We start from the raw sequence: 25,518 nt of genomic DNA, 5'->3' as shown, positions 1-25,518 counted from the left end.
GAATATTTGCCACCATTTTCTTGTTTTGTATTTTACTTTACCTTAAATTGGCCCATCATCCCAGCATCTTCGTGTTCGAGAATGTGACAGTGATACATGAACAATCCAGAATGGTTGAATGTAGCAATTGCCCTGACTTTTTCCCCGGGATTAACCAGGATAGTATCTTTCCAACCGGCTTCATTAGCTGGTGGAGGATTTCCGTCACGATCCAGAATTTGAAATTGTACCCCATGAGCGTGAAACGGATGAGCCATTCCCCTCATCATCCCCATAGAAGGATTGGATATCTCCCAAATTTCGGTTGCGTTTAGGTTGACTTCTTCATCAATTCTGTTCATATCCATCTGTTTTCCGTTGATGTTAACCATAGACCCCATACCTTGAAAAACAAATTTTCTGGTTTTGACTGATTGAGAGGGATCAATTCTTTCTATTTGAGCTAACCTTCCTGGAATATTGGAGGCTTTTTGTTTTTCTTCCTTTATAACAAATTTCATCAATTCAGTTCCCTGATTCGTAAACTCTACTACATCGCCTTTTTTATATTTCGAGAAATCAACAATAATCTCAGCTCGTTCTGCCGGACTCAATACTAATTTTGTCATTTCTACGGGCTTTTCGAGCAATCCACCATCACTAGCAATTTGATAAAACTTTTGGTTGTTACGAAAAACAAATTCATAGATTCTTGCATTTGATCCATTTAATAATCTCAAGCGCATTTTTCCTCTTGGAACCTCAAGGTAAGGATTGATTGCACCATTGACGAGGGTTGTATCACCTTTAAAGCCCATCATCACATCATGCATTCCCAGGTTATATTCAAGCTTACCACTGGAATCTAACCTCTTATCCTGAATAACGAGGGGGATATCGTTAACCCCATACTCTTTCGGAATATTAAGGCTGTCTGTGACTTCATCATCAATATAAAATAATCCAGCAAGCCCCTTGTATACCTGTTCTCCTGTTTTGTGCAGCACATGAGGATGGTACCACAAGGTAGAAGCTGGCTGGTTAATGGTGAACGTTGGATTCCAAGTTTCACCAGACCTGATAATATTATGTGGACCGCCATCATTTTCCCCATTTATCTCAAGCCCATGCCAGTGAACAGTAGTCTCTTCATCAAGATTATTTTTTACCTTTACAGAAACCTTTTCCCCATTCCTGACTCTTATGACAGGACCTAGGTAGTCACCATTATATCCTAGCGTGTTTGTTTCTTTTCCTTTTATAAATTCTTTTTTTGACATTTGAGCATTTAGATGAAACTCTGCTACATTTGGCATCGAGCTTTTATTTTCTAATAATGGAGGTATAGGTAAAGGAGTTTGACCTGAATTCATAAGACCTTTCCAGACATTTCCGGTATCCAGTCTATCTTGATTAAAAAATTGGGTTACTCCAATAGGGACCATAGAAACAACTGCTAAACCAGCCGTTACTTTTAAAGAATTTGAGATGAATTTTCTTCTGCTGTATTTCTCCATACACGTCTCACCTCCCTTAGATGCTTGAGAAAAAAATTAATCATGATTTAAGAAAACGATTGTTGACCTTATCACTTGAATTGCTCATCGCTAATAATAATATAAACAATTAATCTTCAGAACTTGTCGAGAGAATGTTAAGAACTTGTTAAGATTAACAATATACATTAAATATGGGTGAAATTAACAAACCTTCAGAGCGAAATGACACGTTAAATAAAAAAATGCCTTTATTTCCCCTATGTCCGAAAACGGTTTCAGGTAATATAGGCAATATAAATTTAGACACGGATAACTATACAATAATCCTCAGCTATTAATGCTATATAGATTTTTTTCCCTCAGCACCGTTTATCGAATAGCTTACGGTAATTTCTGCACTCAATGAATGAGCAACGGAGCAATATTTATTTTTAGACAGCTGAATTGCCCGAACCACCTTATCTTCCGGCAAATTTCCTTCCAATACATAGTGAATGTGAATTGTAGTAAATCGTTTCGGATGATCTTCTGCTCTCAAGCCTTTAACATTCATTTCAAATCTTGTAGGCTGCAAACGCATTTTTTGCACAATCGAAATAATATCAATTCCTGTACACCCAGCAACGGCATTCAGCAGTAATTCTGTTGGCCGTGCTCCACTGTTCTCTCCACCAACCTCCTCAGCTGCATCCATTTTAATATCATGACCGGATGGTGTAATACTGGAGAAAGCCATCTTGCCGTCCCACCTGACCGAAAATTCCACTTATATCAGCCTCCTTTTTAATTTGAACTTATGTTTTGTTATAAAGCAACACTTTAATCTATACAAATCAACAGACAAGTCAATTCCTTTAAAATGGAATTGACTCATCTGTTTCATTCTTGTTCAAAAATTCCATTTACCAAATTGGACCTTGCTAGTTTATTGTTTGGCAAATGTAATAATTGTATCTTCAGTTGGCTCAGGTACTGTGATCCGATCAACTTCTTCCCCATTTTTAAAGAGGATCAAAGTCGGAATGCTCATCATGCAATATTGCTGCATAAACTCCAAAGAGTTGTCGACATCAACATCATAAAATAACACGTTTTCAAGTTCGTCTGCAACATTTTCGACAATTGGAGCCAGTCCCGCAACCCGGGCTCTAGCCTGCGGTGAATTTCAAGACTACAGTTTGTCTTCGCCTTTTACCAACGTTTCAAACTTGCTTGGTTTCAATTTCTTTAAATTTTTACCCCTTCTCAAATACTGGTAAATAAAGGGATTCCCTTTTTAAGCTTGTAATTTTACACGTTGTAAGCGGCGTAATGCCTTTAAAACAACCGATGCGATGCTAAAGTCAATTTCTGCTCCCGCTAACCAGGGCGCTAATAACCCGATCGCAGCAATCGGTACTCTGTCGCTATAAACAAGTACCAGTAACAGGTTTATCGAATACTTTTGTTGATTGTTGAACCGTGACCACTAATCACACTGGCTATTTTAATATTTCTTTTTCCATCTTTAGTGTTATATTCGATCACCACATATTTTTGGATTGAAATTTATTCCACCTTTATCTGAGCCATCATGCCGTTGTCCTCATGTTCAAGAATATGACAATGAAGCATATACACGCCTTTATTCTTAAATTGCACAGCCACTTTCACTGTCTCATCCGGCTTTAGTGAGAAACTGTCCTTCCATCCCCGCTCATTTTTTGGTGGCTTTTCTCCGTTTCTGGAAAGTATTTTTAATTGGGTTCCATGCATGTGGACTGGATGGATCATTCCTCCCATCTTATCCGGTTTATTGTAAAACTCCCACACTTCAGTGACACCTTGTTTTTGCGTGAAATCAATTCTATCCTTATCAAATTTCTTTCCATTTATCGTTACCTTGTCCATCATTCCAAAGAATTCCACTTTCTTTGTAACTGGCAAGTTCATCTCTTCTTCTGTAATTGAAAAATCATTCATTTTTTCGGGAATATTGCTATCCTTTCCACTTTGATCGGAAACCTCAAACGGTAAAAGGGTAGATCCATCCTCCTTGTTTATTAACGCCAACTCATCTTCTGCAGTAAGTTTTGAAAAATCAATAACGATTTCCGCCCGTTCAGAAGGTGTCAGTGTGATCTCTTTCATTGTCACTGGCTTATTCAATAGACCCCCACCTGTTGCGATTTGCTCAAAGGAATCCCCAGTATTCAATTTAAAAGTAAAGTTTCTCGCATTAGATCCATTTAATAGACGAAGACGAACCTTTTCTTTCCTGACAGTCAACTTCGGATTCAACGTCCCATTGATCAATAATGTATCACCGATTGTTCCATCCTCATTCATTGCAGCATCGTAATTCAGTTGTTTCTTATCATCAAATGTTTTATCTTGAAAAATCAAGGGAATATCATTCTGTCCATACTCATTTGGTAAGCCAAGATTTTTCGAATTGTCATCCTCGATATATATTAAATCTGCAAGTCCGTTGTAAACTTGTTCTGCAGTTGAGCCCTCGGGATGGGGATGGAACCATAATGTTGCAGCCTCTTGTATCACTTTAAATTCGACCATGTCTTCTTCTCCTGGTTTCAACTTGGCATGCGGTCCACCATCTACCGCCCCCGGTACTTCTAGTCCGTGCCAATGAAAAGTTGTGTCCTCATCCAGCTCGTTTATCAATCTGATTTTAACCGTATCACCTTTACTAAAACGCAGCACTGGCCCTAAAAATGCCCCGTTGTATCCATACGTTTTTGTTTTAGTACCATCGAATATTTCAGTCTCTCCTTTTTGGGCTCGAACCGTGTATGCAACTTCTCTTTCTTTTTCATTCTCGTCTTCAAGTAAAGGAGGTATTTTCAATTCATTTTCCCCTGTTGAGTCGTTTAAACTCACCACTTCATCATGACTCATATGCCCCTCCATCGTGTCATTATCCATCTTGGAATGATCCATTCCTTCTTCCATAGAATCAGACTCTTCTTCATTCCTATCCATGTTTTCATGTGACTCATTCTTCGTGTCTGCGTTATCTTTAGGTATTGTTTCATTATTTCCAGCACAAGCTGATAAAACAAAAGCAGTAATTAAACAAATTAGAAATACTGTGAATTTCCCATTCTTCATACTTCATATCCTCCATTAGGTTTATTTGAATATTAATCAATCTTTGATAATTTTTCCTTAATTGAACAACCCGTTTATCTTTCAACAAGATGAGACCCTTCCGTTAACATGGATTCATCAACTGTGGACTCTCCTTTAAAAATCATACCGTCGAGAGGGACCTTTTTCCCCGATTTAACAATGATTTTGGTCTGTGCTATTCAAATCTTCTACAGATACTATTTCCATTGGCATCTATTTTATGTACTTCTTTTGGCATCATTTTAATTAATTCTTAATGTTTCGAAGCACCGATTACTGATTTACATCGTTTCGTTTGGGTAAGTGAAAACATCAATGAACTTGAATATGTTAACACTGAAAAAGAAGGTTAGATGTCCATCGACTGGAAAAGACGTTCTGGTAAAGTGCTACCACTAATAAAGCTGATAGATTTTTTAGAAGTAGCAACTTCGACAGGGTTTAATGAACAATTTATCTATGCCTTAACAAATCATTCACCTGAAGCAGAGGAAAAAGCAATCGCACTTTCAGGCATTATAGCAATGGCTTAGCACATTCTATTCGAGAGGGGAAAGTTTCTGGTTTGCTTATATACCTGACGATACAAAGTTGCTAAAGCACTAAGGGGAATGGGAAGAATAGAAAGTCATACTGGCGTCAGGAATGAAATCAACCAGATAACATATTTACCACTATTGCAACAAGTAATTGACAAACGCATGTTGGTATTTAAATCCAAAATTTAAACAAACCTTCTGTTACTCCCAATGTGTACATGTAATAAATCCCAAATACAATACTGATTACCCCTGTGATCTGAGCGAGAAATCTATTGACTCCTTTTTTGTTAGCACTAAATACAAAGGGGACCCCAATAATCGTTGTGGCAATTAGCATACCCACAACTGTTCCAAAACCAAATATCAGAATATAAAGTGCTCCTTCCCAAACACTTTCTACTGTACTCATCGTTAATAGAACCATGGCAGCACTTCCCGCCAATCCATGTACAACGCCAATTAACATTGATTTTATGTAAGACAGGTTATTATGTTGGTGAACGTGATCTTGATCCGTAATACCTTTATGCGAATGAAAATGCTTATGGGCATGGATTTTCTTCAATGAAAGAATACTGGAAATCCCAAGGAACACAAGCATAATTCCGACCAAAAATTCTAGAGACATTGCCCATTTTTCTGGTATTTCCCCCTTCATAATAATAAGTATAATTCCAAAAATAAATAACGTTGCCGTATGACCGATACCCCAAAATGCACCGGATAATGATGACCTCCATAATTTCTTGCTTCTACTGGCAATTGTAGAAACTGCTATGACATGGTCAGGTTCAATTGCATGTTTTATTCCAAGGACAAAACCTAGAGATAGAATAGTTAATAAACTTCCTTCCATTAAAATACCCCCTACAAAGTTTAATAATTTTGAATCAGTACCATACATCTGTCAGTAGCGAAAAATTTCCATTTTGGTGTTTTGCACATCCCCTAAAAAAAGAAGTGTAATAGCTCTCTAATTCTCCGGTGGTTCTTTTTTCATATATACACCATCCTACATTCCATCTGCAAATATTATATTCATTGCTTGAAAAAAAATATGCTTGTTGGTTTGCTGAAACGTATACTTTATACTTCGTTCATAAAGATGTCTCACTTTCTACACAAAAAGCAGACATTTATGAACTAGCATAATGGCTGAAAAGGGTTGCACCATTTTAATAACGAGGGCGGAGTTTACATGAAGAAAGGATTGTTGGTGATAATCGCCCTCGGTTTCATCTTTGTACTTGCGGCTTGTGGTGGAACTGATAGTAGTGATACGGAAAATGCTGACGATAGTAATACTACCGAACAGGCAGAAAATGATGGTGCTACCGGACAAGCGGAAACAATGGGACTTCGGAAGAGACTGCTGTAAGTAATGAGCTTGACATTAAAGCAACAAACTGGGAATTTGACCAGGCTGAATACACCGTAAAAGCTGGTGAGGAAGTAGCATATCGTTCGCTAGTGATGAGGGTATGCACGGACTTGCTATTGATGATTTTGATGTCAACATTGAAGGAGACGGTAACGCAACATTTACACCGGATAAACCGGGAGAGTATACAATTTATTGCAGTATTCCATGTGGGCAGGGACATAGTGATATGACATCAACATTGGTCGTTAAATAATTTAAAAAAAGAGTTGTTCAATTATGAACAGCTCTTTTCAATGTTATTAGCTCTTGGCGCTAAATAGATTCTTTCCCCTTTGTACCGTTAATTGAATAGCTAACGGTAATTTCCGCACTTAATGAATGAGCAACAGAGCAATATTTATTTTTGGAGAGCTGAATCGCCCGGATGACCTTATCTTCTGGCAACTCTCCTTCCAATGCATAATGAATGTGAATCGCAACAAAACGTTTTGGATGATCTTCAGCATTCCGGCCTTTAACGTTCATTTCGAATTTTGAAGGCTGTAAACGCATTTTTTGCAAGATCGAAATAATATCAATTCCCGTACATCCGGCAACGGAATTTAGTAGTAATTCTGTTGGCCGCGCTCCACCATTCTCTCCTCCAACCTTCTCGGCTGCATCCATTTTAATGTCGTGCCCAGATGGTGTAATACTAGAAAAAGCCATCTTACCATCCCATTTCACCGAAAATCCCACTGTATCATTCTCCTTTTTAATTTTTTACTATGTTTTGTTTTTATTCCATTTAAAATACCTGTCTGTTTATAACAGTGTTACCATGGACTGATCTATCATAAGATTAGTCATTCCTTTAAAAAATGGAATCGACTAATCCATTTAATTCCTACACAAGAAAAATCTATTTACCAGATTAGATTGGAACTTTCTGCTTTATTGTTTGGAAAACGCTATAATTGTATCCCTAATCGTATCTTTGTTGGTTCTAGTGCTGTGACAACAATTTTAAAGAATTTCATTTTAAATGCAACTCCTTTCCCTTGTTTATTCTTCTCATAATACTAGGTAATGTATGTAAAGAATTATCCCTCAAATCATTGAGAGACTGAATATAAGGTTATTTACTGTTATTTAACATCCGAAAGAAGCGCGGTTAATAAAATAAAAAAATCAGTCGAAAGTGACCTGCTTGAAGTCATCCAACAATATTCAAGGTGGCAATCAGTGAGAGTGTTGGAGAAAACCATTTTTTAAATAAAATGGAGGGCTGGGGGAAGGATAAGTTTATCTAGGTCAAAATATACGGATAGCATTATACATTTTATGAAAGGAATGATGACATGACCTGGTTAGAAGTTATTTCTTATGAATCACATGAATATGGAATCCGGCATAGATATGAGCATGAAACATGAAGAACATATGGATCACCATGAACACAGCGACATGAACCATCACGATCATGGGGATATACACCATCATGGACACAGCAAAAAACCCTTTTGGCAGAGCGTTTTCGTTTCTACCACGCATTGCAGCAGCGGCTGTTCCCTCGGTGACATGATCGGCGCTCCTCTGGTGTTTTATTCAGGCTTTCTCATCGCAGGTTCGATGCTGTTAACCGATTACGTAGTGGAATTTATTCTGGCTTTTCTTTTTGGCATTGCCTTTCAATATTACGGGATGGGATTTCAAAAACATGATCAACCCGGAAAGGCAATCAAAGATGCCCTAAAAGCTGCTGATACATGGTCGCTGATTGCTTTTGAAATCGGCATGTTTGGGTGGATGGCTCTTGCCTATTTTGTATTTTTTGTTGAAATGCCCGAACCTAACACCGTGATCTTCCGGTTCATGATGCAAATCGCCATGATGCCCGGATTCCTTACAAGCTATCCTGCTAATTGGATATTGGTGAAAAAAGGTATTAAACACGCAATGTAATAGATCCTAACATAAGTGTTTGGCAAAATAGACATGGAAGGAGAGAAAAAATGCGGAAAACAATATCAGATTCACTTATTGAAGCACTACTGAATGCCGGTATTACACGGATTTATGGCATTGTAGGGGATTCTCTTAACGCTATTCTAGATGCGATACGCCGTTCAGGGAAAATTGAATGGATTCACGTTCGGCATGAGGAAGTCGCAGCGTTTGCAGCTGGTGCCGATGCAGGAGTGAGCGGCAGTATTGCTGTCTGTGCGGGGAGTAGCGGCCCAGGAAATCTCCATCTTATTAACGGCTTGTATGATTGCGAACGCAGCAGAATTCCGGTACTCGCAATTGCGGCTCATATTCCAAGTGATGAAATTGGAAGCAGCTACTTCCAAGAGACGGATCCCGAAAAAATCTTTGAGGATTGTAGTCATTATTGTGAAGTTATAACTAGTTCGCAGCAAATGCCGCGTGCCTTAACAATGGCGATGCAGACAGCAGTTGCGGAAAAGGGGGTGTCTGTCCTTGTTCTCCCCGGGGATGTTGCAGCACTAATTACCGAAAACGATGTTCCAGAACATGTTGTCTATGATACGAAACCCGTTGTATACCCTTCAGATGAAGAACTGAAGCATCTGGCAGATTATCTGAATAAAGGAAAGCGGATTTCATTGCTTTGCGGGGCGGGGTGTGCTGGAGCGCATGAGTCACTTATGACACTTTGTGAAAAATTGCAGTCACCAATGGTTGTCGCGCTTCGGGGGAAGGAATATCTTGAATATGACAACCCTTATTTTGCTGGGTTGAACGGTCTTATTGGTTATTCGTCAGGTTATCATGCCATGATGGATTGTGATGTTCTTTTGATGCTTGGTACCGATTTTCCTTATAGACAGTTTTACCCGGATGACGCTGTTGTCCTTCAAGTAGACATTGACCCGCAACATCTTGGCCGCAGGAAGCCTTTAACTTATGGCGTATGCGGTGATGTAGGGGATACAGTTAGGGCACTCTTGCCCTATTTAACTGATGATCACGACTCAAGTCACTTGAAAAAATCAGCGAAGAATTATAAGCATGTTAGAGAGGACCTTGACTCCTTAGCGGTAGGTAAACCGGGTAAAAAACTGATTCATCCGCAGTATCTGACAAAGATCGTTAGTGATCTTGCAAGCGAGGATGCTGTTTTCACCTGTGACGTTGGTACGCCAACATTATGGGCTGCACGCTATTTAAAAATGAACGGTAAGCGGCGGCTTCTGGGCTCATTTAATCATGGGTCAATGGCAAACGCGATGCCGCAAGCTATTGGATCGCAAGTTGCTATGCCGAATCAACAAGTGGTTGCCTTGGCTGGTGATGGCGGTTTGACCATGCTGATGGGTGATCTTTTAACACTAAGGCAGCATCAATTGCCTGTAAAAGTTGTGGTGTTTAACAACAGTTCACTAAGCTTTGTAGAGCTAGAGATGAAGGCTGCCGGTTCTTTAGAAACCGGGACAGAACTTGATAATCCTAACTTTGCAGACGTTGCAATGGCTATGGGGATTAAGGGAATTCGAATAGAAGATTCTGCCAACCTTGAAAGGGATGTCAAAAGGGCTTTTCAACATGATGGACCCGTTCTTCTAGATGTAGTCGTCAACCGTCAAGAATTGTCGCTTCCGCCGAAGATTACACTGGAGCAGGCAAATGGTTTCAGTCTTTGGATGCTTAAGGCCGTCTTAAACGGACGGGGCGATTCCCTACTTGATCTTGCCAAAACAAATTTATTTCGATGAAGAAATAACCGGGCCAAGCCCGGTTATTTTTGAATATATACTTATATCCGCAAAGGAGAAAATTGGTGGAAATCGTTTAGTTTTTTGACTTGTTCAAAAATACCTTCCATGTTTACGTCTGTATTTTATTTTCTATATAAAAAGGGCCATTTATTCACTCAAAGCTTTACAATTCATTTAATCCACGTTCATTTTCTCCGGTAAAAGGAACATTGTATTCCGAAACATTATTTTTTTAATTTAATGATGACAAATCATACAATATAAAAATGGAACATGCTATATTTCCCTTAATGAAAATTCCTTCATTTTAATAACGCTGGAGCACATTGGTGTAACACAAATACCTAGGTGATCATATATTGTATAGCGATTTTAATAATATTTTGATGTATAGAAGGATCTGCATTTTTAAAGAAGGGAAAGATAAGATTGTTTGTTTATACAGTTAGACCGGGGGATTCACTGTATACCATTAGTCAAAAATATAGGATTTCAGTTGATATGATTCGACTCGTCAACGGGTTAATCTCACAAAATATCGTTCCTGGCCAGGCTTTACTAATTAATAAAGTGACTTACACCGTCCAACCGGGGGACAGCTTATATGAAATCGCACAAATGGCATATGTCCCTTTAAACAGGTTAATTAATGTCAATCCGGGATTAAGCCCGAGCGATTTGCAACCCGGTAGGGAAGTGGTTATTCCGAAACTACCAGATTACGTGGCCTCCACCTTAAGTTATATCTACATTACGGGGACTGATGTCGACATTTCATTAATCAACGATTTTGCTCCGTATTCCACTTACTATTCATTTTTTGAATATCATATTTCAAGCGATGGTTCTCTCAGTGGATTAAACGAACTTAAAGCTATTGAAACAGCCTGGACTCGTGATACAGCCCCGCTTGCGACAATTACCAACTTGACAGCTAGCGACTTTAGTTCTGAATTAACCAGTCAAATGTTAAACAGCCCTTCCGCGAGGCAAAATCTGATTCATAACATTTATAAGCTGGTTTCGACAAAAGGATACGCGGGTGTAAATATCGACTTTGAAAGAATCAAAGCAGAAGACCGTGATATGTTTTCTACTTTTTTAAGCAACCTCCACGACCGGCTCAGTCAAGAAAATTTTTTACTTACGATTGCCGTTCCACCGAAAACGAGCGAAAACATTCCATGGTTAAGGGGGTATGACTACGGGGCTATCGGCGCCTCGGTAGATTTTATGTTCATTATGGCCTACGATTGGCACCACATGGGAAGCGAACCCGGACCAACTGCCCCGATTGATGAAGTAAAACGAACAATCGAGTTTGCTTTGGAAAGGATGGATAGTACTAAAATTATGCTTGGCGTACCACTTTATGGTTATGACTGGCAATTGCCATATAACCCAGATACCCTAGCCACTGCAATATCCAATCAAAATGCAGTCCAACTCGCGATGAGCAAAGGCTCCGTAATCAATTATTCAGAAGAAGATCAGTCACCCTATTTCTATTATGTTGACCAACATGGACAAAGGCATGTTGTGTGGTTTGAAGATTCCCGCAGTATGGCGAAAAAGATGCAACTAATAACGGAATACCAGCTTCTCGGAATTGGGGCATGGCAGATTGGACTCGGTTTTCCTGAAGGGGTATGGCTTTTGACAAAATTTTTTAATATTCGAAAGGTTACCTAGCCTACAAGATTATTTGTGACGCTGACAATTAGAAGTTTATGGCGTTTCTCTAATGCCCGCATGTTGCGATCCTGCCACTGTAGCCTTGAAATAAAGTTTAATCAAAAATCGCTCGCAAAACCGCATTTTATGTTACATTTAAATAACCCGTTTTGAAAAAAGATTGATCAAAACGGGTTTATTCTACGTGAAGTATTATACAATTTTTATAAAAAAGTTTGATCATTTTATACTGTCGACCTTAATTTCGCCCCTTTGTTTAAGACTTTAGCATATCTGCAGTTGTAACCCCGGCGTCATTAAAATAAACGTCAACTTTTTCGGTATTTAAATCTACTTAAAAGAAGTCTAGTGTAGACTTAAGTGAGGTTTTTCCATTTTTAACCTTATTTACTTTAGTTTATAATAATAATCTTATTCTTTCACTTCTATAATAAAAGGATAGACGTGTACGTTATCACCAAACTTAAATTCAGCCCATACTTTGTACATACCAGGATCTGTAAAATGCGCAATAAAAGTAGTTATATCGTCTGCGGCTGGGTGGACATGAATATACTGTTCAACATCTTCATCAATAATCACAACATGACCTAAGGCACCTAAATGTAGATTCAATTTTTCTCCATGCGTGTCAAAGACCAATTGAACCTCCTCCCCCACCGTCGCATCCACATCACCTAAAGTGACTGTCTTCCCATCACGCTCTTTCGTCCAATTGTCCATTCCTTCAAGATTTGTCTTACTTGTTTCATTTGTACCAACCTGTAAAGTGTTTGGTGTAACCTGGTACGCCTTATTTTCCGGTTCTATATCAACAAATGCTTGATAGGTGCCCTCACTCAGATCCTTGTTTGCTACATAAAATCCTGGTTGTTCCTTCGTAGGATGCAAGTGATAGTATTTCTCTAAATCATTAGAGACAATGATAAAATGCATTTCTTTTTCGTGTTGTGCAGCAAGGACAGGCGGGGTTCCAATATTATCTTCCACCTTTATTAAAATTTTTCCATTGTCGTAAGACACACTAGTTTTAACCGCTGATTTGGCATGGTGCCCATTATGATGGTTATGTTTACTATAATCCACTGTTTTTTCCTCCTTTAAATTCTGAAGTTACATTTTAATTATGCCCTAATTTTTCTCTAAAAGAATGATTAATTATACACTTTCAATAACCGCTAAGGGGTTTAAAGTCCCTCCTGTTAAGATTATTGATGCAGCAGGTTTAGTTCTTAGCATTTGGTATATGTATTATCACTAGCTTTACATTAATTGAATCTAATAATACACGATCTGGTACCCATTGTAGAGGGAAGTGAAGATTCTGCCACTATAATTACCAAATATCCCTGTGAATACCCTGTTAAAATGCTTTCTTAATTTAGGTAAAAGACCGTGCTAAAAATCAGCACGATCTTTTACTAGTTAACCGCAGCATGAGCACTTGCTGCCTTCTCCTTCAGTAGGTTCCTCTATAACCTCGTATCCTGTATCTTTAATAGCACCTTTAATTTCTTCTAAATCAATTGTACTCTCATTAAAAGTTACACCTACTTTTCCTTCAGAAAGATGGACCTTTGCAGATTCGACTCCATCTAGTTTGCCTACATTTCCTTCAACTTTATTCACGCAAGATCCACATGACATTCCTTGTACATTAAGTGTTACTTGTTGCATATAAATTCCTCCTCAAATTTTTGTTTTTCAACTAGTATCCCTTACCCCCGTAAGGTACCGTGGTTTGTTTAAAAAAGCTATCTATTATTTGACATAGAGCTCTTTGCCATCCTTTTCATACCACCTCCTTAAAGTCGATTCCATTTCTTTTTGGGGGATAAGTTGATTATCATTTAAGTTGAAAAGAAATACCGATTTCCTTTATTTACTTTTTAACATACTTATTATTTCATCCTTATTATTTTCAAAACCAATAAAATGTTTGACTAGCTTCCTTTTGCCAAATAATCCTTTTTTATAAAAGGCAAACATTGGAACGATTCGGGTGCCAGATATCTTCTTTAAATCTTGTTCCAACGCAGGATTTTTGCCTACATCTTTATCGGCATAATGGAAACTGTTGGAGGCAAGATATTTTTTGGCATCCTGGCAATCGGAACATGTTGGCCTTGTATATAATTCAAGTTCCAGTTTATCTTCCATTTTAACTTCTCTCCTTTACCTGACAACTGATGGTTTAAATCGTTTTAAACGTAAAGCATTTACTAATACGGAAACAGAACTTAAGCTCATTGCAGCCCCGGCAACCATTGGATTTAATAATGGTCCGCCAAGAAGGTAGAGAATTCCCATGGCAAACGGTATGCCCATTACGTTATAGGCAAATGCCCAGAATAAGTTTTGTTTGATGTTTCGAATTGTAGACTTGCTTAATTCTACAGCTGTCGGAACATCCATTAAATCACTTCTCATTAATACAATGTCTGCAGATTCCATGGCAACATCCGTACCCGAACCAATGGCTATTCCTATGTCTGCTTGTGCAAGTGCCGGTGCATCGTTGATACCATCTCCAACCATGGCCACTTTCTTGCCTTCCGCCTGCAGTTTTTTCACTTCATTTGCCTTGTCTTCCGGTAATACTTCACTTAATACACGGTCAATTCCGACTTGCTTGGCGATGGCCTCCGCTGTACCTTTATTGTCTCCTGTGATCATCGCTACTTCAATTCCCATGCCGTGAAGTTTTTCAATTGCTTTTAGACTGTTTTTCTTGACGGTATCGGCAACCGCAATAATACCGGCAATTTTGTTATTAATGGCAATGTACATAGGCGTTTTCCCTTGATTAGCCAACTCATCCGATGTGCTTGCCAATTTATTTAAAGAAATGTTACGATCATCCATTAATTTTCTGTTGCCTGCCAACAATGTTTTGCCATCTATGGTTACTTTAATTCCATGTCCAGCAATAGCATCGAAGTTTTCCAACTTTATCAGGTCTAGTCCTTTATCTTCTGCTTCATTAACAATTGCTTCACCTAACGGGTGCTCAGAACCTTTTTCAGCCGAGGCTGTTAATTGTAACAGTTCTGTTTTGGAGACCCCATTTTCTGTGAAAATATCCGTAACTTTAGGTTTGCCCACTGTAATCGTACCTGTTTTGTCAAATACAATTGTTTGCACCTTATGGGTTGTTTCGAGTGCTCCACCGCTCTTAATCAATACGCCATTTTCTGCCCCCTTGCCAGTACCAACCATAATCGCGGTCGGAGTTGCCAGGCCAAGGGCACATGGGCAAGCAATAACTAAAACGGAAATGGTGATTGTTAAGGCGAAGAGTCCGGTCTGGCCGCCAAAATACCATGCCAATCCGGAAATAATGGCAATTCCTATAACAATCGGTACAAAATATCCGGAAATTATATCAGCCATTTTGGCAATTGGTGCCTTTGATCCTTGTGCATCTTCCACCAATTTAATGATTTGGGATAAGGCCGTATCTTTCCCTACTTTGGTTGCTTGATATTGGATCGTACCATTCTTATTGATACTTGCACCTATAACATTCGCACCTGCATTCTTTTCTACTGGAATACTTTCCCCTGTCAACATGGATTCATCAACAGCTGTTTTCCCTTCTATTACAGTACCATCAACCGGTATTTTTTCACCAGGCTTAACGATAATGGTATCACCTACAACTACTTCCTCAACGGAAATTTCTGTTTCCTTTCCATCTCTTATAACAATGGCTTTCTTGGGAGCCAATCCCATTAATTTTTCAATGGCTTCTGATGTTTTGCCCATGGAACGCACTTCAAGATATTTGCCCAATGTAATAAGGGTAAGGATTACCACTGCAGCCTCATAATACAGATTTTCTGCATAACTGGAATAGCCAAACCAAATCGCGATTGTTGCGCCCACACTGTAGACGAACGCGGCACTGGTTCCCAAGGCAACTAAAGAGTCCATGTTGGGATGCCCCTTAAACAACGTCTTATATCCAACCGCGTAAAATTTCCAGCCATAAAAGATAACTGGTAACGTTAAAATGAGTTGCACGAGTGAAAACCATTCAGGGTTTACCCCTGGATCAAGTATCCCCGGCAGTGGCATGCCAACTAGGTGTCCCATCGAAATATAGAGTAAGGGAATAGTGAAAATTGCTGAACCCAGGAAACGTGTCCACATGGATTTAATGTTCTTTTGTTTTTTATCCGCGGAATCGTTTGCTTCCGCGTCTTCATGTGCCTCATATCCCGCATTTGATACTGCCTGGGTAATATCTGACACAGAAACGACTGTTGGATCATACTGGACTGCCAACTTTTCCGTAGCCAGATTTACATTCGATTCCATGACACCATCCAATTTCCTTGTTGCTTTTTCGATGGTTTGCACACACGATGCACAAGTCATACCCGTGATCGCAAATGTTTTCTGCTGGGTATCTGTCAAAGCCTTATATCCAGCTTTATCTACAGCAGCCTGAATCTCTGGTACAGATATTGCGTTCTCATCAAAACTGATATTCAATTTTTCGGTAGCTAGGTTTACATTAGCCTCTTGTACACCGGACAATTTTCTGGTTGCCTTTTCAACCGTCTGGACACATGATGCACAAGTCATACCTTCTATATTTAATGTTTTTGTAGCCAATTAATTTCATCTCCTTTTCTAATGAACCGGTTTGGCCTCATAGCCAGCTTCCTTTACAGCTGCCGTTAAGTTTTCTAACTTTTGAATCGATTCATCATATTTGACTTTGGCGATCTCTTTTTTCAAATTGACCTTTGCCTTTTCCACGCCTTGAAGACCTAGTAACGCTGTTTCAATTTTTTTAACACAATGAGCACAGCTCATTCCTGTTATTTTTAAGGTTGTTTTAATCATGATTCGCGCTCCTTTTCATCATTTGATCCGCCTGATATTTCAGTGTTCAGTTGAACAGGTGTCTTGATGGATATAATGGTTATTACAATTACACTGTCCAGGAACACAAGTGCAAGGGACTTCTTCAACAGCATCTTTTTTCTTCATTTTGAGTGCCTTTTCCATTTTTTCTATATCCTTAAAACTTAACGTTGCCTTTGAAATTAGGTCCACTATTGTGTTACCTACTTCTTTATTACATATATTTTCAAAAGTATCATTAAGGGTACTTTTGATAAACTCACTTTCATTTATATTGGCGGAATAAATATACCTATTTCCTTCTGATTCGGTATGGAGCATCCCCTTTTTTACAAGCCTTCCAATAAAGGTTTTAGTAGTCGCTGGTTTCCAATCCATCTTTTGTTGCAACACTTCTATAACTTCTTTACTAGTAGCATTATCTTGTGCCCAAATCACACGCATAATTTCCCATTCGGAATCGGTAATTTTATTGTCTATTTCAGTATTCATGGATCTCACACCTCCTTTGTTTACAAATGTAATTGACTTGTTTAACCTGAGTTTACATTTGTAATCCAAATTTGTCAAGCCCTTTTTCATTATTGTTATAACCATCATATATTGGTAATTCTTCCATATTAGCATAAATAATGGAGGCGATAACCGGATTCGAACCGGTGATAAAGGTTTTGCAGACCTTTGCCTTACCACTTGGCTATATCGCCGTATATTTTGTTGTTAGAAACACTTTATCCATTAAAACTGACTTGTTTAACATTGTGTTATATAGATACAGATATCAACGGATTAGTCGACTCTTTTAAATGGAATCGACTAATCTGTTTTCATTCTTGCACAAATCCTTTTGATCAGATTGCCATTTCTGGTTTATTGTTTAGCAAATGATATAACTGTATCCTCAGTTGGTTCAGGTGCCGTAAGCCTGGAAACTTCTTCTCCTTTTTTAAGGAGAATTAAAGTAGGAATACTCATGATACCGTATTGCTGTGCAAATTCCGCGGAATTATCAACATCAATATCATAAAATACGACATCTACCATTTTCTCTGCAACATCTTCGACAACTGGAGCCAGTTGCTGGCATCCTCGGCACCAGCCGGCAGTGAACTTCAACACAACCGGCTTGCCTTCCTCCTTGACCAATGTCTCAAACTCGCTTGATTTCAATTCCTTTAACATCTTTTACCCCTCCCAATCAGTTCAATTTTTAATAACTTATTTATTTGTTTGCTTCAATAAATTTTTCAGCATCTATTGCTGCCATGCTACCAGTTCCTGCGGCTGTTACTGCTTGCCGGTATTTCCTATCCTGAACATCACCCGCAGCAAAGACACCAGGTATATTCGTATTCGTTGTTCCTGGCTCAACTGTGATATAACCATCCTTATCAATATCTATTACACCTTGGAGAAACTCCGTATTCGGAATGTGCCCAATAGCCAGGAATATCCCATCCGCCTCCAGAATCTCCTTTTCTCCCGTATCATTATTTCTTACCTTAAGGCCAGTTACTTTTTTACCGTCTGACACAATTTCGACGGGTGTATAATTGAAACTCCAGGAAATTTTTTGGTTTCCTTTCGCACGTTCTTGCATGATTTTAGAAGCACGAAGTTCGTTTCTTCTATGAACTACTCTAACTTCACTTGCAAATTTCGTAAGAAAAGTCGACTCTTCCATTGCGGAGTCTCCTCCACCGATAACAATCACCTTTTTATCCCGGAAAAAGAATCCATCACAGGTTGCGCATGTGCTGACACCACGACCGAGATTTTCTCTTTCACCGGGGATCTGCAACATTCTGGCAGAAGCACCTGTAGAAATGATCACAGATTCGGCAAGGATTTCACCAAGACTATCGACATTTAGTTGAAATGGGCGCTTGGAAAAGTCCACTCTTTTCACCAAACCCCTTTCGAATTGGACTCCAAAACGTTTTGCCTGACTACGCATCGTTTCTATTAGTTCGGGGCCCATGATGGGATCCGAAAACCCCGGAAAGTTTTCCACCTCTGTTGTTAATGATAATTGCCCCCCTGATTCAGGACCTTCGAGAACAAGTGGCTCCAGGTTGGCCCTGGCCAAATAAATGGCTGATGTCAATCCTGCTGGACCTGTTCCTAAAACGACAACTTTATACATTGTCAACCCTCCAAACATGTTTTACTTTTACTGTTTTTGCTGTTGTTGAATCTGTAGCAACCAGTATAGGCTCCCTTTATAATGGGAAGTTATATCTTTCTTCCGCAGAAGTCCGACCATAAATGGGCTGCTTGAGAGAATACATATGACTTCACCTCTTTAATTGTTTACAAATGTAATCATTTACACCCATAGTTTACATCCGTAAACAATTGTTGTCAAGTATTTTTTTATATTTCATCTTAAAATATCTTCCATTAGACCAAAACGAGCTTACAGCCATGAAACTGTATGCTTGTGGCTAATAATTGTTTGCGCAGCACGACATGTTTTCCTTTGTCGTTTGTGGATCGCAATGTGATTCAGGCTCTGGCGCTTTTTCAAGGGCTATCCATTTTCCACGCCGGAATTGGATTGTCAGCACCATCGCACGAAATGCGATGTCAGCCCCAATCGCTATCCAAACTCCCGCTAGACCCCAGCCAAGTTTAATTCCAAGGAGGTAAACTAATACAGTCCTTACAGCCCACATCCCGAAACCAGTGAGATACATAGGGAATTTCGTATTGTTTGCCCCTTGAAATGCACCCGTCAGCACTAACAGAACTGCAAGGAACGGCTGGAAGATACCTGAGATTTTCAATGCGATGCCTATATCTCCAATAACCTGCTGGTCTTCTGTAAAAAAGCTGCCGGCCCAATCCCCAAGAAAGAAAAGTGTGGCACCAAGAATAGTCATCGCGCCGACCGTGATATAAGTCGATAATTTTGCATAATGCTTGGCCTCCTTGACATTACCTGCACCGATTTGCTGGCCAACCAATATGGTCGCGGCTGTGGCAAAACCATATCCAATCATATAAGAAAATATCTCAACATTACCAGCAATTTGGTGGGCTGCAAAGGCATTAGTTCCTAGGGCAACGACAAAACCGAAGTAGACAATCTGCCCAGCACGCATAATCAGCCTTTCACCAGCAGCCGGGGAACCAAGCGTCACAAGTTCCATCAAATGAGTCTTGTCTATACTCCAGTAATCCTTTCGGAAGGAGAGTATCTTAACCCGGTTAACATAGTAGAATAATGCAATGCTACCAATCAATCGTGCGATGACCGTTGCTAGTGCTGCCCCTACTATACCCATTTCAGGTATGAATAAAAATCCGAAAATAAGGACGTAATCTAAAACCGCATTGACAATATTGATTACAATACTGATCTTCATTGGTGTTTTAGTATCCCCTGCCCCACGTAAGATAGCACTTAACACAAACATGAAACTCATTAGAATCGACGGGATCCCTACGATCCTGAAATAAAGTGACCCCGCCTCAAGAACTTCAGCATCTATCCCCATTAATTTTAGTAGTGGTTCAGCAAAAATCAATGTAAGTATGCCCATTAAAATGCCAAATACCGCAGCAAGCACAATAGATTGCTGCGATATATGCCTTGCTTTCTCTGGTTGTTTTGCACCAAGAAAGTTTGCGATCCTAACATTGGCTGCTACCCCAATCGCCATAAATAAAGCAAAATATATGGCTAATACCGCATTGGTCACTCCAACTGCAGATACTTCAACAAGACCGATTTTTGACACAAAGTACGTATCAACAAAGCCGACAAATGTCTGAAAAAAGTTCTCGATGACCGCTGGAATTGCCAGCACCATAATGATTTTCAGACGCTCTTTATTTGTTTGTGGCATATTAATATCCCCATGTGTATGCTTCATCCTTTAACCTCCCTCGTATAAAGAAATGTGAAATCCAAGCGAAGCGTGGTCACCCCCACATCGGATGCTTGTAGCAACAAGAAATATTCCCCATTAAACACTAAATTTGTTAGGTATATTTCGATTAGAAACACTACCCACGAAACTTGAATTAAAGGATTTTTCCGTAGATATAGCTTCACAAAATTCATTTGATTCACTTGGATAACAAAAGGATAAATATTTACCTGCTCTCCAAGTTTAAAATTCTTTCAATAATAACGACATGACCTAGTGCCCTAGGTTCCGGCACCCCCCGTCCCGTTATTTGATGCGTCAAAATCTTTGGTTTATTCAATTTCACCTAATATTTGGTTTAAATTATGGTATTGATACCTTACCTTTTTTAATTTGCAGATACAAAATTAAAATATTTAATTTAAATTTTCATTCCAATATTCTTTCCCCACTGAACACTTTTATGCTTTAACTACTATTAAACGACCTTAGTCTCCTGGGGTACAGGTCTCAAGAGGCCATCCGTAATTTTTGTAATTTATTTCAGTGTTCATGTTCTCACTCCTTTCAGTGTCTACAAATGTAATTGTTTTTAGTTTGCATTTGTAATCTGGTTTGTCAAGTCCATTTTTCATAATTCATGATTCTTATCTTGAAAAAAATGATTTTTTTATCTATAAATACATTTTCATTATTAGTTTTTCTCTAGAAAGATGTCACTGAACAAAAATTAAATACAAAAAACGCCCGGTTTTTTATTACCAAGCGTTTGTAATAGTTGATATTTATAGAGAGCAAGGACAGCGTACCGAAAGGGTGAGTCCAAAAATCATTATAACAGCAAAACTGATCACTAAATACACAGATGCGGGATTTTTATTTACATTTTCTTGTGATCCCGGGATTAGCTCTTCTGATACAACAAAAACCACCACTCTATCCGCAAAGCTTTCTTTAAATTAAAGGTTACACAAAATCATCGTAAACACGCACTTTACCGTAAATCTGTATTGAAAAAGTTATTTGATCAAAATGGATTCATTATTTGAGAATTGATCATTTTCTTCCTGTTTATTGTTGATGCGATACCACACTTAGAACATCGTAACGCTTCCTCATAATGCCAACAATCCAATTACGTAGCAATCGAAAACCAGCAGAATTAAATTCAATCGTATTAAATATATTTTTTTCCCTCAACACCGTTAATTGAATAACCAACTGTTATTTCTGCACTCAAAGAATGGGCAACAGAGCAATATTTATCTTTTGACAATTGAATAGCCCGGGCCACCTTATCTTCCTGCAATGCCCCTTCCAGTGCATAATGAATGTGAATCGTCGTAAATCGTTTAGGGTGATCTTCAGCGTTCCAACCTTTCACATGCATTTCGAATTTGTTAGGCAGGAAACGCATTTTTCGCAGGATGGAGATAATATCCATTCCCGTACACCCAGCCACAGCATTCAGTAAGACTTCTGTTGGCCTCGCCCCACCATTTTCTCCACCTACCGTCTCAGCTGCATCCATTTTCATGTTATGTCCTGAAGGTGTCACACTGGAAAACGTCATTTTTCCATCCCACTTCACCGGAAATTCCACGTGTATCTAACTCCTTTTTATTCATCCTTGTTTTTGTTATAGTAGAACACTTTATTCCATCGAATAAGTTATTTTTCTTTCTTTCCTATAAAGTAAAAATGAGTCTTATATCTTTCTGTCAAGAAACAGAGGCCAGGAAACGATTCTTGTTTCTTAGAGCTGTTTATCCATTTTATGAACCGTTCCTCCTTCTTCATGCTTTCAACAACTTCGCGTTGATTGCGACAACAATCGTACTTAAACTCATTAACACTGCACCAACAGCTGGGCTTAATACGATGCCAATTGGAGCTAAAACACCTGCTGCAAGCGGAATAGCAAAGATGTTGTATCCTGCTGCCCACCACAGATTCTGAACCATTTTCCGATAAGTCTTCTTTGATAAGTCAATTAAGGAAACAACATCTTTCGGGTTACTTTTTACAAGAACCACATCAGCTGTTTCCATTGCTACGTCGGTACCCGCACCAATTGCAATTCCTAAATCGGCGATCGCGAGCGCTGGGGCATCATTGATTCCATCGCCAGTCATGGCGACTTTCCATCCCTTATCTTTCATGATTTTCTTCACTTGATCTGATTTTTCATCGGGTAATACTTCTGCGTAAACCTCATCAATATCCAGTTGCTTTGCCACCCAGTTCGCAACTTTCTTGTTGTCGCCAGTGAGCATAATGGAATGGATGCCCTTTTCCTTCAGTTGGGAAATGGCTTCCTTCGCTGTTTCTCTTACGATGTCTGCTAAGGCAATCATGCCGGCTAGTTCATCATCCAATAAGACGAACACCACTGTTTTTCCTTCCTCCGACATGTCTTATAGATCTACCTAATGAGGAAACATCTTGAATCTTTAACCACGGCTGATAGTTAACACCGGTTCCAGTTCCTCGACCTTCTTTAATCCACTTATCAACTTTAGATGTTCTTTTTCTTTTCGACACAAAAACACCCCTTTAGATAATCATATTCAAAGGGGTAAAACGGTGCAACTTTTTTATAAACGGTATAACTTTATTTTAAACGGTACATCTTTTTTACAAACGGTATGACTTTATTTCAAATCCACAGCCACAATAATGATTCCAAAATTCCAAAAAATAATTAGCAGCCGTTGTACAAAAAATAAATTACTATTAATGGAAGATGCCATCCAAACATTTTTGACGTTAGGGAGAGTCGATGTCCAATACCCTTATTTATATGATTTTAATTGCAAATATTAAAAAAGCCAATGTGAATCTCACTAATCACACTGGCTATTTTAATAATTCTTTTTTACATGTTCAGCGTTATATGGACCGCCAAATACTTTCGGATTGTAGTTTATTCGACTTTTATCTGCCCCATCATGCCGTTGTCTTCATGTTCAAGAATATGGCAATGGAACATATACACGCCCTTATGATCAAATTGTACAGCTACTTTAACTGTCTCATCTGGTTTTACGGAAATAGTATCTTGCCATCCCCGTTCATTTTCTGGTGGTTTTTCTCCGTCCCTGGAAAGTATTTTATATTGGGCTCCATGAATGTGGAATGGATGGATCATTCCCCCCATCTCATCTGGTTTATTGTAAATTTCCCATACTTCTGTTTCCCCTTGCTCCTGCGTGAAATCAATTCTTTCCGGATCAAATTTCTTTCCATTTATTGTTACTTTATCCATCATCCCATATAGTTCCACCTTCTTTGTAACTGGCAGGTTCTTCTCTTCTTCTGTAATTGAAAAATCATTCATCTCTTCGGGAATGCTGCTGTCCTCTCCATTTTGATCAGAGACCTCAAATGGTAATAGGATGGATCCATCCTCCTCATTGATTAACGCCAACTCATCTTCTGTGTTAAGCTGTGAAAAATCGATAACTATTTCAGCCCGTTCAGATGGTGTCAGGGTAATTTCATCTAATTTTACCGGTTCATTTAAGAAACCACCATCCGTTGCAACTTGCACAAAGGAATCCCCCGTATTCAATTTAAATGTGTAATTCCTTGCATTGGACCCATTTAATAGGCGAAGACGAACCTTTTCTTTATTTACAGTCAATTTCGGATTTAACGTCCCATTAATCAATGACGTATCACCGATTGTTCCATCCTCATTCCTTGCAGCACTGTAATTCAATTGTTTCTTATCATCAAATGTTTTATCTTGAAATATCAAAGGAATATCATTCACTCCATACTCATCGGGTAATCCGAGACGCTTTGAATTTTCATCTTCGATATAAATCAATCCCGCAAGTCCATTGTATACCTGTTCGGACGTTTTTCCATCTGGATGAGGATGGAACCATAGCGTTGACGCCTCTTGCGTCACTTCAAATTCGATTAACTTTTCTTCTCCCGGTTCTATAATACTATGTGGTCCACCATCTACTTTACCCGGTACTTCCAGCCCGTGCCAATGAAAAGTTGTTTCTTCATCCAGCTCATTTATCGTTCTAATTTTTACTGTTTCACCTTTTTCAAAACGAAGCACTGGTCCTAAAAACGATCCGTTGTATCCATACGTTTTGGTTTTAACACCATCGAATATTTCAGTCTCTCCTTTTTGTGCTCGAACAGTGTATACAACTTCTTCCTCACTATCACTTTCAAGCACGGGAGGCATTTTCAATTCATTTTCCCCTGTTGAGTCATTTAAACTTACTACTTCATCATGACTCATATGCCCCTCCATGCCTTCCATACCCTCCATGGAATCAGACTTTTCTTCATTCTTGTTCATATTTTTACTTGACTCTTCCGTATCTGCGTTTGCTCCAGATGTTGTTTCATCATTCCCTGCACAAGCCGATAAAACAAGTGCCGACAATAAAAAGATTAAACCGATTAATAATATTTTTCTTTTCATAAACCCTAACTCCCATTAAGTGAATTTCTGTTTTCTGCTTTCACACCTAGCTGTTATTCCTTTAAAAATGAAAAGCTGATCCCTAAAAGGAAAACCAGCTTTTCATTCGTATATTTAGGCAACATCATAGCCTTGTTCTTCGATAGCTTCTTTCATGGCATCAACATTTACTTTTGATTCATCAAAAGTAACATCGACTTTGCCAGCTTCTAAGTTAACTTCTGCTGCAGATACACCATCTAATTTATTTAATGCACCTTCAACTGACATTTTGCAATGACCACATGACATACCTTGTACATTTAACGTTTTCTCCATGACATTTTCACCTCCTTTTAAGTTGTAGAAAAAAA

General features: G+C 38.9%; 25 protein-coding genes, 1 tRNA gene and 1 pseudogene. 6 read left to right on the top strand and 21 right to left on the bottom strand.

All coding sequences use genetic code 11. The features are described 5' to 3' along the window. Positions 1 to 32: 32 nt before the first annotated feature. The 5 genes from CZ382_RS14640 to CZ382_RS24825 form a co-directional block, all read right to left on the bottom strand. Positions 33 to 1,496 (bottom strand): multicopper oxidase family protein, encoded by a 1,464-nt coding sequence (locus CZ382_RS14640; protein WP_235000440.1) that lies wholly within the window; start codon positions 1,494 to 1,496, stop codon positions 33 to 35. Positions 1,497 to 1,818: 322 nt separating this feature from the next. After that, on the bottom strand, positions 1,819 to 2,244 hold the full coding sequence (locus CZ382_RS14635) for an OsmC family protein (RefSeq protein WP_200809535.1): 426 nt from the start codon (positions 2,242 to 2,244) through the stop codon (positions 1,819 to 1,821). A 159-nt stretch (positions 2,245 to 2,403) separates the two neighbouring features. Next, the gene (locus CZ382_RS14630; RefSeq protein ID WP_407701324.1) at positions 2,404 to 2,601 is read right to left on the bottom strand and encodes a thioredoxin family protein; all 198 of its coding nucleotides are present in this window, start codon (positions 2,599 to 2,601) and stop codon (positions 2,404 to 2,406) included. A 425-nt stretch (positions 2,602 to 3,026) separates the two neighbouring features. Continuing rightward, positions 3,027 to 4,589: a multicopper oxidase family protein gene (locus CZ382_RS14625; protein WP_088051926.1), complete on the bottom strand. Its 1,563-nt coding sequence runs from the start codon at positions 4,587 to 4,589 to the stop codon at positions 3,027 to 3,029. A gap of 74 nt (positions 4,590 to 4,663) precedes the next feature. Then, positions 4,664 to 4,735, bottom strand: a complete 72-nt coding sequence (locus CZ382_RS24825; RefSeq protein ID WP_088053482.1) for a hypothetical protein — start codon at positions 4,733 to 4,735, stop codon at positions 4,664 to 4,666. Between the two features lie 228 nt (positions 4,736 to 4,963). On the opposite strand from CZ382_RS24825, the gene CZ382_RS14615 reads away from it, so the two are divergent. Beyond that, positions 4,964 to 5,143, top strand: coding sequence for a hypothetical protein (locus tag CZ382_RS14615; protein ID WP_088051925.1), 180 nt, complete (start codon positions 4,964 to 4,966; stop codon positions 5,141 to 5,143). A gap of 178 nt (positions 5,144 to 5,321) precedes the next feature. Here CZ382_RS14615 and CZ382_RS14610 read toward each other — a convergent pair whose 3' ends face one another. Beyond that, the gene (locus tag CZ382_RS14610; protein WP_088051924.1) at positions 5,322 to 6,008 is read right to left on the bottom strand and encodes an urease accessory protein UreH domain-containing protein; all 687 of its coding nucleotides are present in this window, start codon (positions 6,006 to 6,008) and stop codon (positions 5,322 to 5,324) included. A 342-nt stretch (positions 6,009 to 6,350) separates the two neighbouring features. Here CZ382_RS14610 and CZ382_RS24275 point away from each other — a divergent pair, with 342 nt between their 5' ends. After that, positions 6,351 to 6,530: a hypothetical protein gene (locus tag CZ382_RS24275; protein ID WP_088051923.1), complete on the top strand. Its 180-nt coding sequence runs from the start codon at positions 6,351 to 6,353 to the stop codon at positions 6,528 to 6,530. A 103-nt stretch (positions 6,531 to 6,633) separates the two neighbouring features. Then, positions 6,634 to 6,789: a cupredoxin domain-containing protein gene (locus CZ382_RS24270; RefSeq protein ID WP_235000438.1), complete on the top strand. Its 156-nt coding sequence runs from the start codon at positions 6,634 to 6,636 to the stop codon at positions 6,787 to 6,789. Between the two features lie 59 nt (positions 6,790 to 6,848). Here CZ382_RS24270 and CZ382_RS14600 read toward each other — a convergent pair whose 3' ends face one another. Next, positions 6,849 to 7,274, bottom strand: coding sequence for an OsmC family protein (locus tag CZ382_RS14600; protein ID WP_200809534.1), 426 nt, complete (start codon positions 7,272 to 7,274; stop codon positions 6,849 to 6,851). Between the two features lie 627 nt (positions 7,275 to 7,901). Between CZ382_RS14600 and CZ382_RS14595 the strand changes: the two genes are divergently transcribed. The 3 genes from CZ382_RS14595 to CZ382_RS14585 all read left to right on the top strand — a co-directional run bounded on the left by CZ382_RS14595 (position 7,902) and on the right by CZ382_RS14585 (position 11,950). Further along, entirely contained in the window at positions 7,902 to 8,480 is a 579-nt protein-coding gene (locus CZ382_RS14595; protein ID WP_088051922.1) for a DUF4396 domain-containing protein, read from the top strand. 50 nt (positions 8,481 to 8,530) lie between these two features. Then, positions 8,531 to 10,255 (top strand): ubiquinone-dependent pyruvate dehydrogenase, encoded by a 1,725-nt coding sequence (poxB, locus tag CZ382_RS14590; RefSeq protein WP_088051921.1) that lies wholly within the window; start codon positions 8,531 to 8,533, stop codon positions 10,253 to 10,255. 432 nt (positions 10,256 to 10,687) lie between these two features. Continuing rightward, a complete protein-coding gene (locus tag CZ382_RS14585; protein ID WP_088051920.1) occupies positions 10,688 to 11,950 on the top strand; it encodes a glycoside hydrolase family 18 protein in 1,263 nt (420 codons plus the stop codon). A 414-nt stretch (positions 11,951 to 12,364) separates the two neighbouring features. On the opposite strand, the gene CZ382_RS14580 is transcribed toward CZ382_RS14585, so the two are convergent. The 14 genes and pseudogenes from CZ382_RS14580 to copZ (CZ382_RS14515) all read right to left on the bottom strand — a co-directional run bounded on the left by CZ382_RS14580 (position 12,365) and on the right by copZ (CZ382_RS14515) (position 25,483). Next, entirely contained in the window at positions 12,365 to 13,039 is a 675-nt protein-coding gene (locus CZ382_RS14580) for a hypothetical protein (RefSeq protein ID WP_088051919.1), read from the bottom strand. A 339-nt stretch (positions 13,040 to 13,378) separates the two neighbouring features. Then, positions 13,379 to 13,630, bottom strand: a complete 252-nt coding sequence (locus tag CZ382_RS14575; protein ID WP_088051918.1) for a copper ion binding protein — start codon at positions 13,628 to 13,630, stop codon at positions 13,379 to 13,381. A 201-nt stretch (positions 13,631 to 13,831) separates the two neighbouring features. Further along, complete coding sequence (locus CZ382_RS14570) at positions 13,832 to 14,113, bottom strand: glutaredoxin family protein (protein ID WP_088051917.1); 282 nt, start codon at positions 14,111 to 14,113, stop codon at positions 13,832 to 13,834. Positions 14,114 to 14,128: 15 nt separating this feature from the next. After that, positions 14,129 to 16,576 (bottom strand): heavy metal translocating P-type ATPase, encoded by a 2,448-nt coding sequence (locus CZ382_RS14565; protein ID WP_088051916.1) that lies wholly within the window; start codon positions 16,574 to 16,576, stop codon positions 14,129 to 14,131. 18 nt (positions 16,577 to 16,594) lie between these two features. Further along, positions 16,595 to 16,810 (bottom strand): copper chaperone CopZ, encoded by a 216-nt coding sequence (copZ, locus tag CZ382_RS14560; protein ID WP_088051915.1) that lies wholly within the window; start codon positions 16,808 to 16,810, stop codon positions 16,595 to 16,597. A gap of 39 nt (positions 16,811 to 16,849) precedes the next feature. Further along, on the bottom strand, positions 16,850 to 17,323 hold the full coding sequence (locus CZ382_RS14555; protein ID WP_088051914.1) for a CopY/TcrY family copper transport repressor: 474 nt from the start codon (positions 17,321 to 17,323) through the stop codon (positions 16,850 to 16,852). A 141-nt stretch (positions 17,324 to 17,464) separates the two neighbouring features. Beyond that, positions 17,465 to 17,538 (bottom strand) — tRNA-Cys (locus tag CZ382_RS14550). A gap of 163 nt (positions 17,539 to 17,701) precedes the next feature. Further along, entirely contained in the window at positions 17,702 to 18,013 is a 312-nt protein-coding gene (locus tag CZ382_RS14545) for a thioredoxin family protein (RefSeq protein WP_088051913.1), read from the bottom strand. A gap of 40 nt (positions 18,014 to 18,053) precedes the next feature. Then, a complete protein-coding gene (gene trxB, locus CZ382_RS14540; RefSeq protein ID WP_088051912.1) occupies positions 18,054 to 18,977 on the bottom strand; it encodes a thioredoxin-disulfide reductase in 924 nt (307 codons plus the stop codon). Between the two features lie 301 nt (positions 18,978 to 19,278). Next, the gene (locus CZ382_RS14535; RefSeq protein ID WP_088051911.1) at positions 19,279 to 20,712 is read right to left on the bottom strand and encodes an MATE family efflux transporter; all 1,434 of its coding nucleotides are present in this window, start codon (positions 20,710 to 20,712) and stop codon (positions 19,279 to 19,281) included. Positions 20,713 to 21,886: 1,174 nt separating this feature from the next. Next, positions 21,887 to 22,312, bottom strand: a complete 426-nt coding sequence (locus CZ382_RS14530) for an OsmC family protein (RefSeq protein ID WP_200809533.1) — start codon at positions 22,310 to 22,312, stop codon at positions 21,887 to 21,889. A 193-nt stretch (positions 22,313 to 22,505) separates the two neighbouring features. Continuing rightward, positions 22,506 to 23,123: pseudogene (locus CZ382_RS14525) on the bottom strand (HAD-IC family P-type ATPase); the annotation flags it as partial. 512 nt (positions 23,124 to 23,635) lie between these two features. Next, positions 23,636 to 25,165: a multicopper oxidase family protein gene (locus tag CZ382_RS14520; RefSeq protein ID WP_088051910.1), complete on the bottom strand. Its 1,530-nt coding sequence runs from the start codon at positions 25,163 to 25,165 to the stop codon at positions 23,636 to 23,638. Positions 25,166 to 25,279: 114 nt separating this feature from the next. Continuing rightward, the gene (gene copZ, locus CZ382_RS14515) at positions 25,280 to 25,483 is read right to left on the bottom strand and encodes a copper chaperone CopZ (RefSeq protein WP_088051909.1); all 204 of its coding nucleotides are present in this window, start codon (positions 25,481 to 25,483) and stop codon (positions 25,280 to 25,282) included. Positions 25,484 to 25,518 lie beyond the last annotated feature (35 nt).

The sequence above is a fragment of the Virgibacillus dakarensis genome (assembly GCF_900155625.1).
GTDB lineage: Bacteria > Bacillota > Bacilli > Bacillales > Amphibacillaceae > Lentibacillus_C > Lentibacillus_C populi.
This window is presented reverse-complemented; position numbering and strand designations above follow the sequence as displayed.

Bases quoted from the DNA above. Each gene is read 5' to 3' on its own strand.
- CZ382_RS14545 (WP_088051913.1), bottom strand. From the start codon at position 18,013: ATGTTAAAGGAATTGAAATCAAGCGAGTTTGAGACATTGGTCAAGGAG.
- CZ382_RS14610 (WP_088051924.1), bottom strand. From the start codon at position 6,008: ATGGAAGGAAGTTTATTAACTATTCTATCTCTAGGTTTTGTCCTTGGA.
- CZ382_RS14615 (WP_088051925.1), top strand. From the start codon at position 4,964: ATGTCCATCGACTGGAAAAGACGTTCTGGTAAAGTGCTACCACTAATA.
- CZ382_RS14535 (WP_088051911.1), bottom strand. From the start codon at position 20,712: ATGAAGCATACACATGGGGATATTAATATGCCACAAACAAATAAAGAG.
- CZ382_RS14640 (WP_235000440.1), bottom strand. From the start codon at position 1,496: ATGGAGAAATACAGCAGAAGAAAATTCATCTCAAATTCTTTAAAAGTA.
- CZ382_RS14625 (WP_088051926.1), bottom strand. From the start codon at position 4,589: ATGAAGAATGGGAAATTCACAGTATTTCTAATTTGTTTAATTACTGCT.
- CZ382_RS14555 (WP_088051914.1), bottom strand. From the start codon at position 17,323: ATGAATACTGAAATAGACAATAAAATTACCGATTCCGAATGGGAAATT.
- trxB (WP_088051912.1), bottom strand. From the start codon at position 18,977: ATGTATAAAGTTGTCGTTTTAGGAACAGGTCCAGCAGGATTGACATCA.
- CZ382_RS24275 (WP_088051923.1), top strand. From the start codon at position 6,351: ATGAAGAAAGGATTGTTGGTGATAATCGCCCTCGGTTTCATCTTTGTA.
- poxB (WP_088051921.1), top strand. From the start codon at position 8,531: ATGCGGAAAACAATATCAGATTCACTTATTGAAGCACTACTGAATGCC.
- CZ382_RS14570 (WP_088051917.1), bottom strand. From the start codon at position 14,113: ATGGAAGATAAACTGGAACTTGAATTATATACAAGGCCAACATGTTCC.
- CZ382_RS14575 (WP_088051918.1), bottom strand. From the start codon at position 13,630: ATGCAACAAGTAACACTTAATGTACAAGGAATGTCATGTGGATCTTGC.
- CZ382_RS14595 (WP_088051922.1), top strand. From the start codon at position 7,902: ATGAATCACATGAATATGGAATCCGGCATAGATATGAGCATGAAACAT.
- CZ382_RS24270 (WP_235000438.1), top strand. From the start codon at position 6,634: ATGCACGGACTTGCTATTGATGATTTTGATGTCAACATTGAAGGAGAC.
- copZ (WP_088051909.1), bottom strand. From the start codon at position 25,483: ATGGAGAAAACGTTAAATGTACAAGGTATGTCATGTGGTCATTGCAAA.
- CZ382_RS14520 (WP_088051910.1), bottom strand. From the start codon at position 25,165: ATGAAAAGAAAAATATTATTAATCGGTTTAATCTTTTTATTGTCGGCA.
- copZ (WP_088051915.1), bottom strand. From the start codon at position 16,810: ATGATTAAAACAACCTTAAAAATAACAGGAATGAGCTGTGCTCATTGT.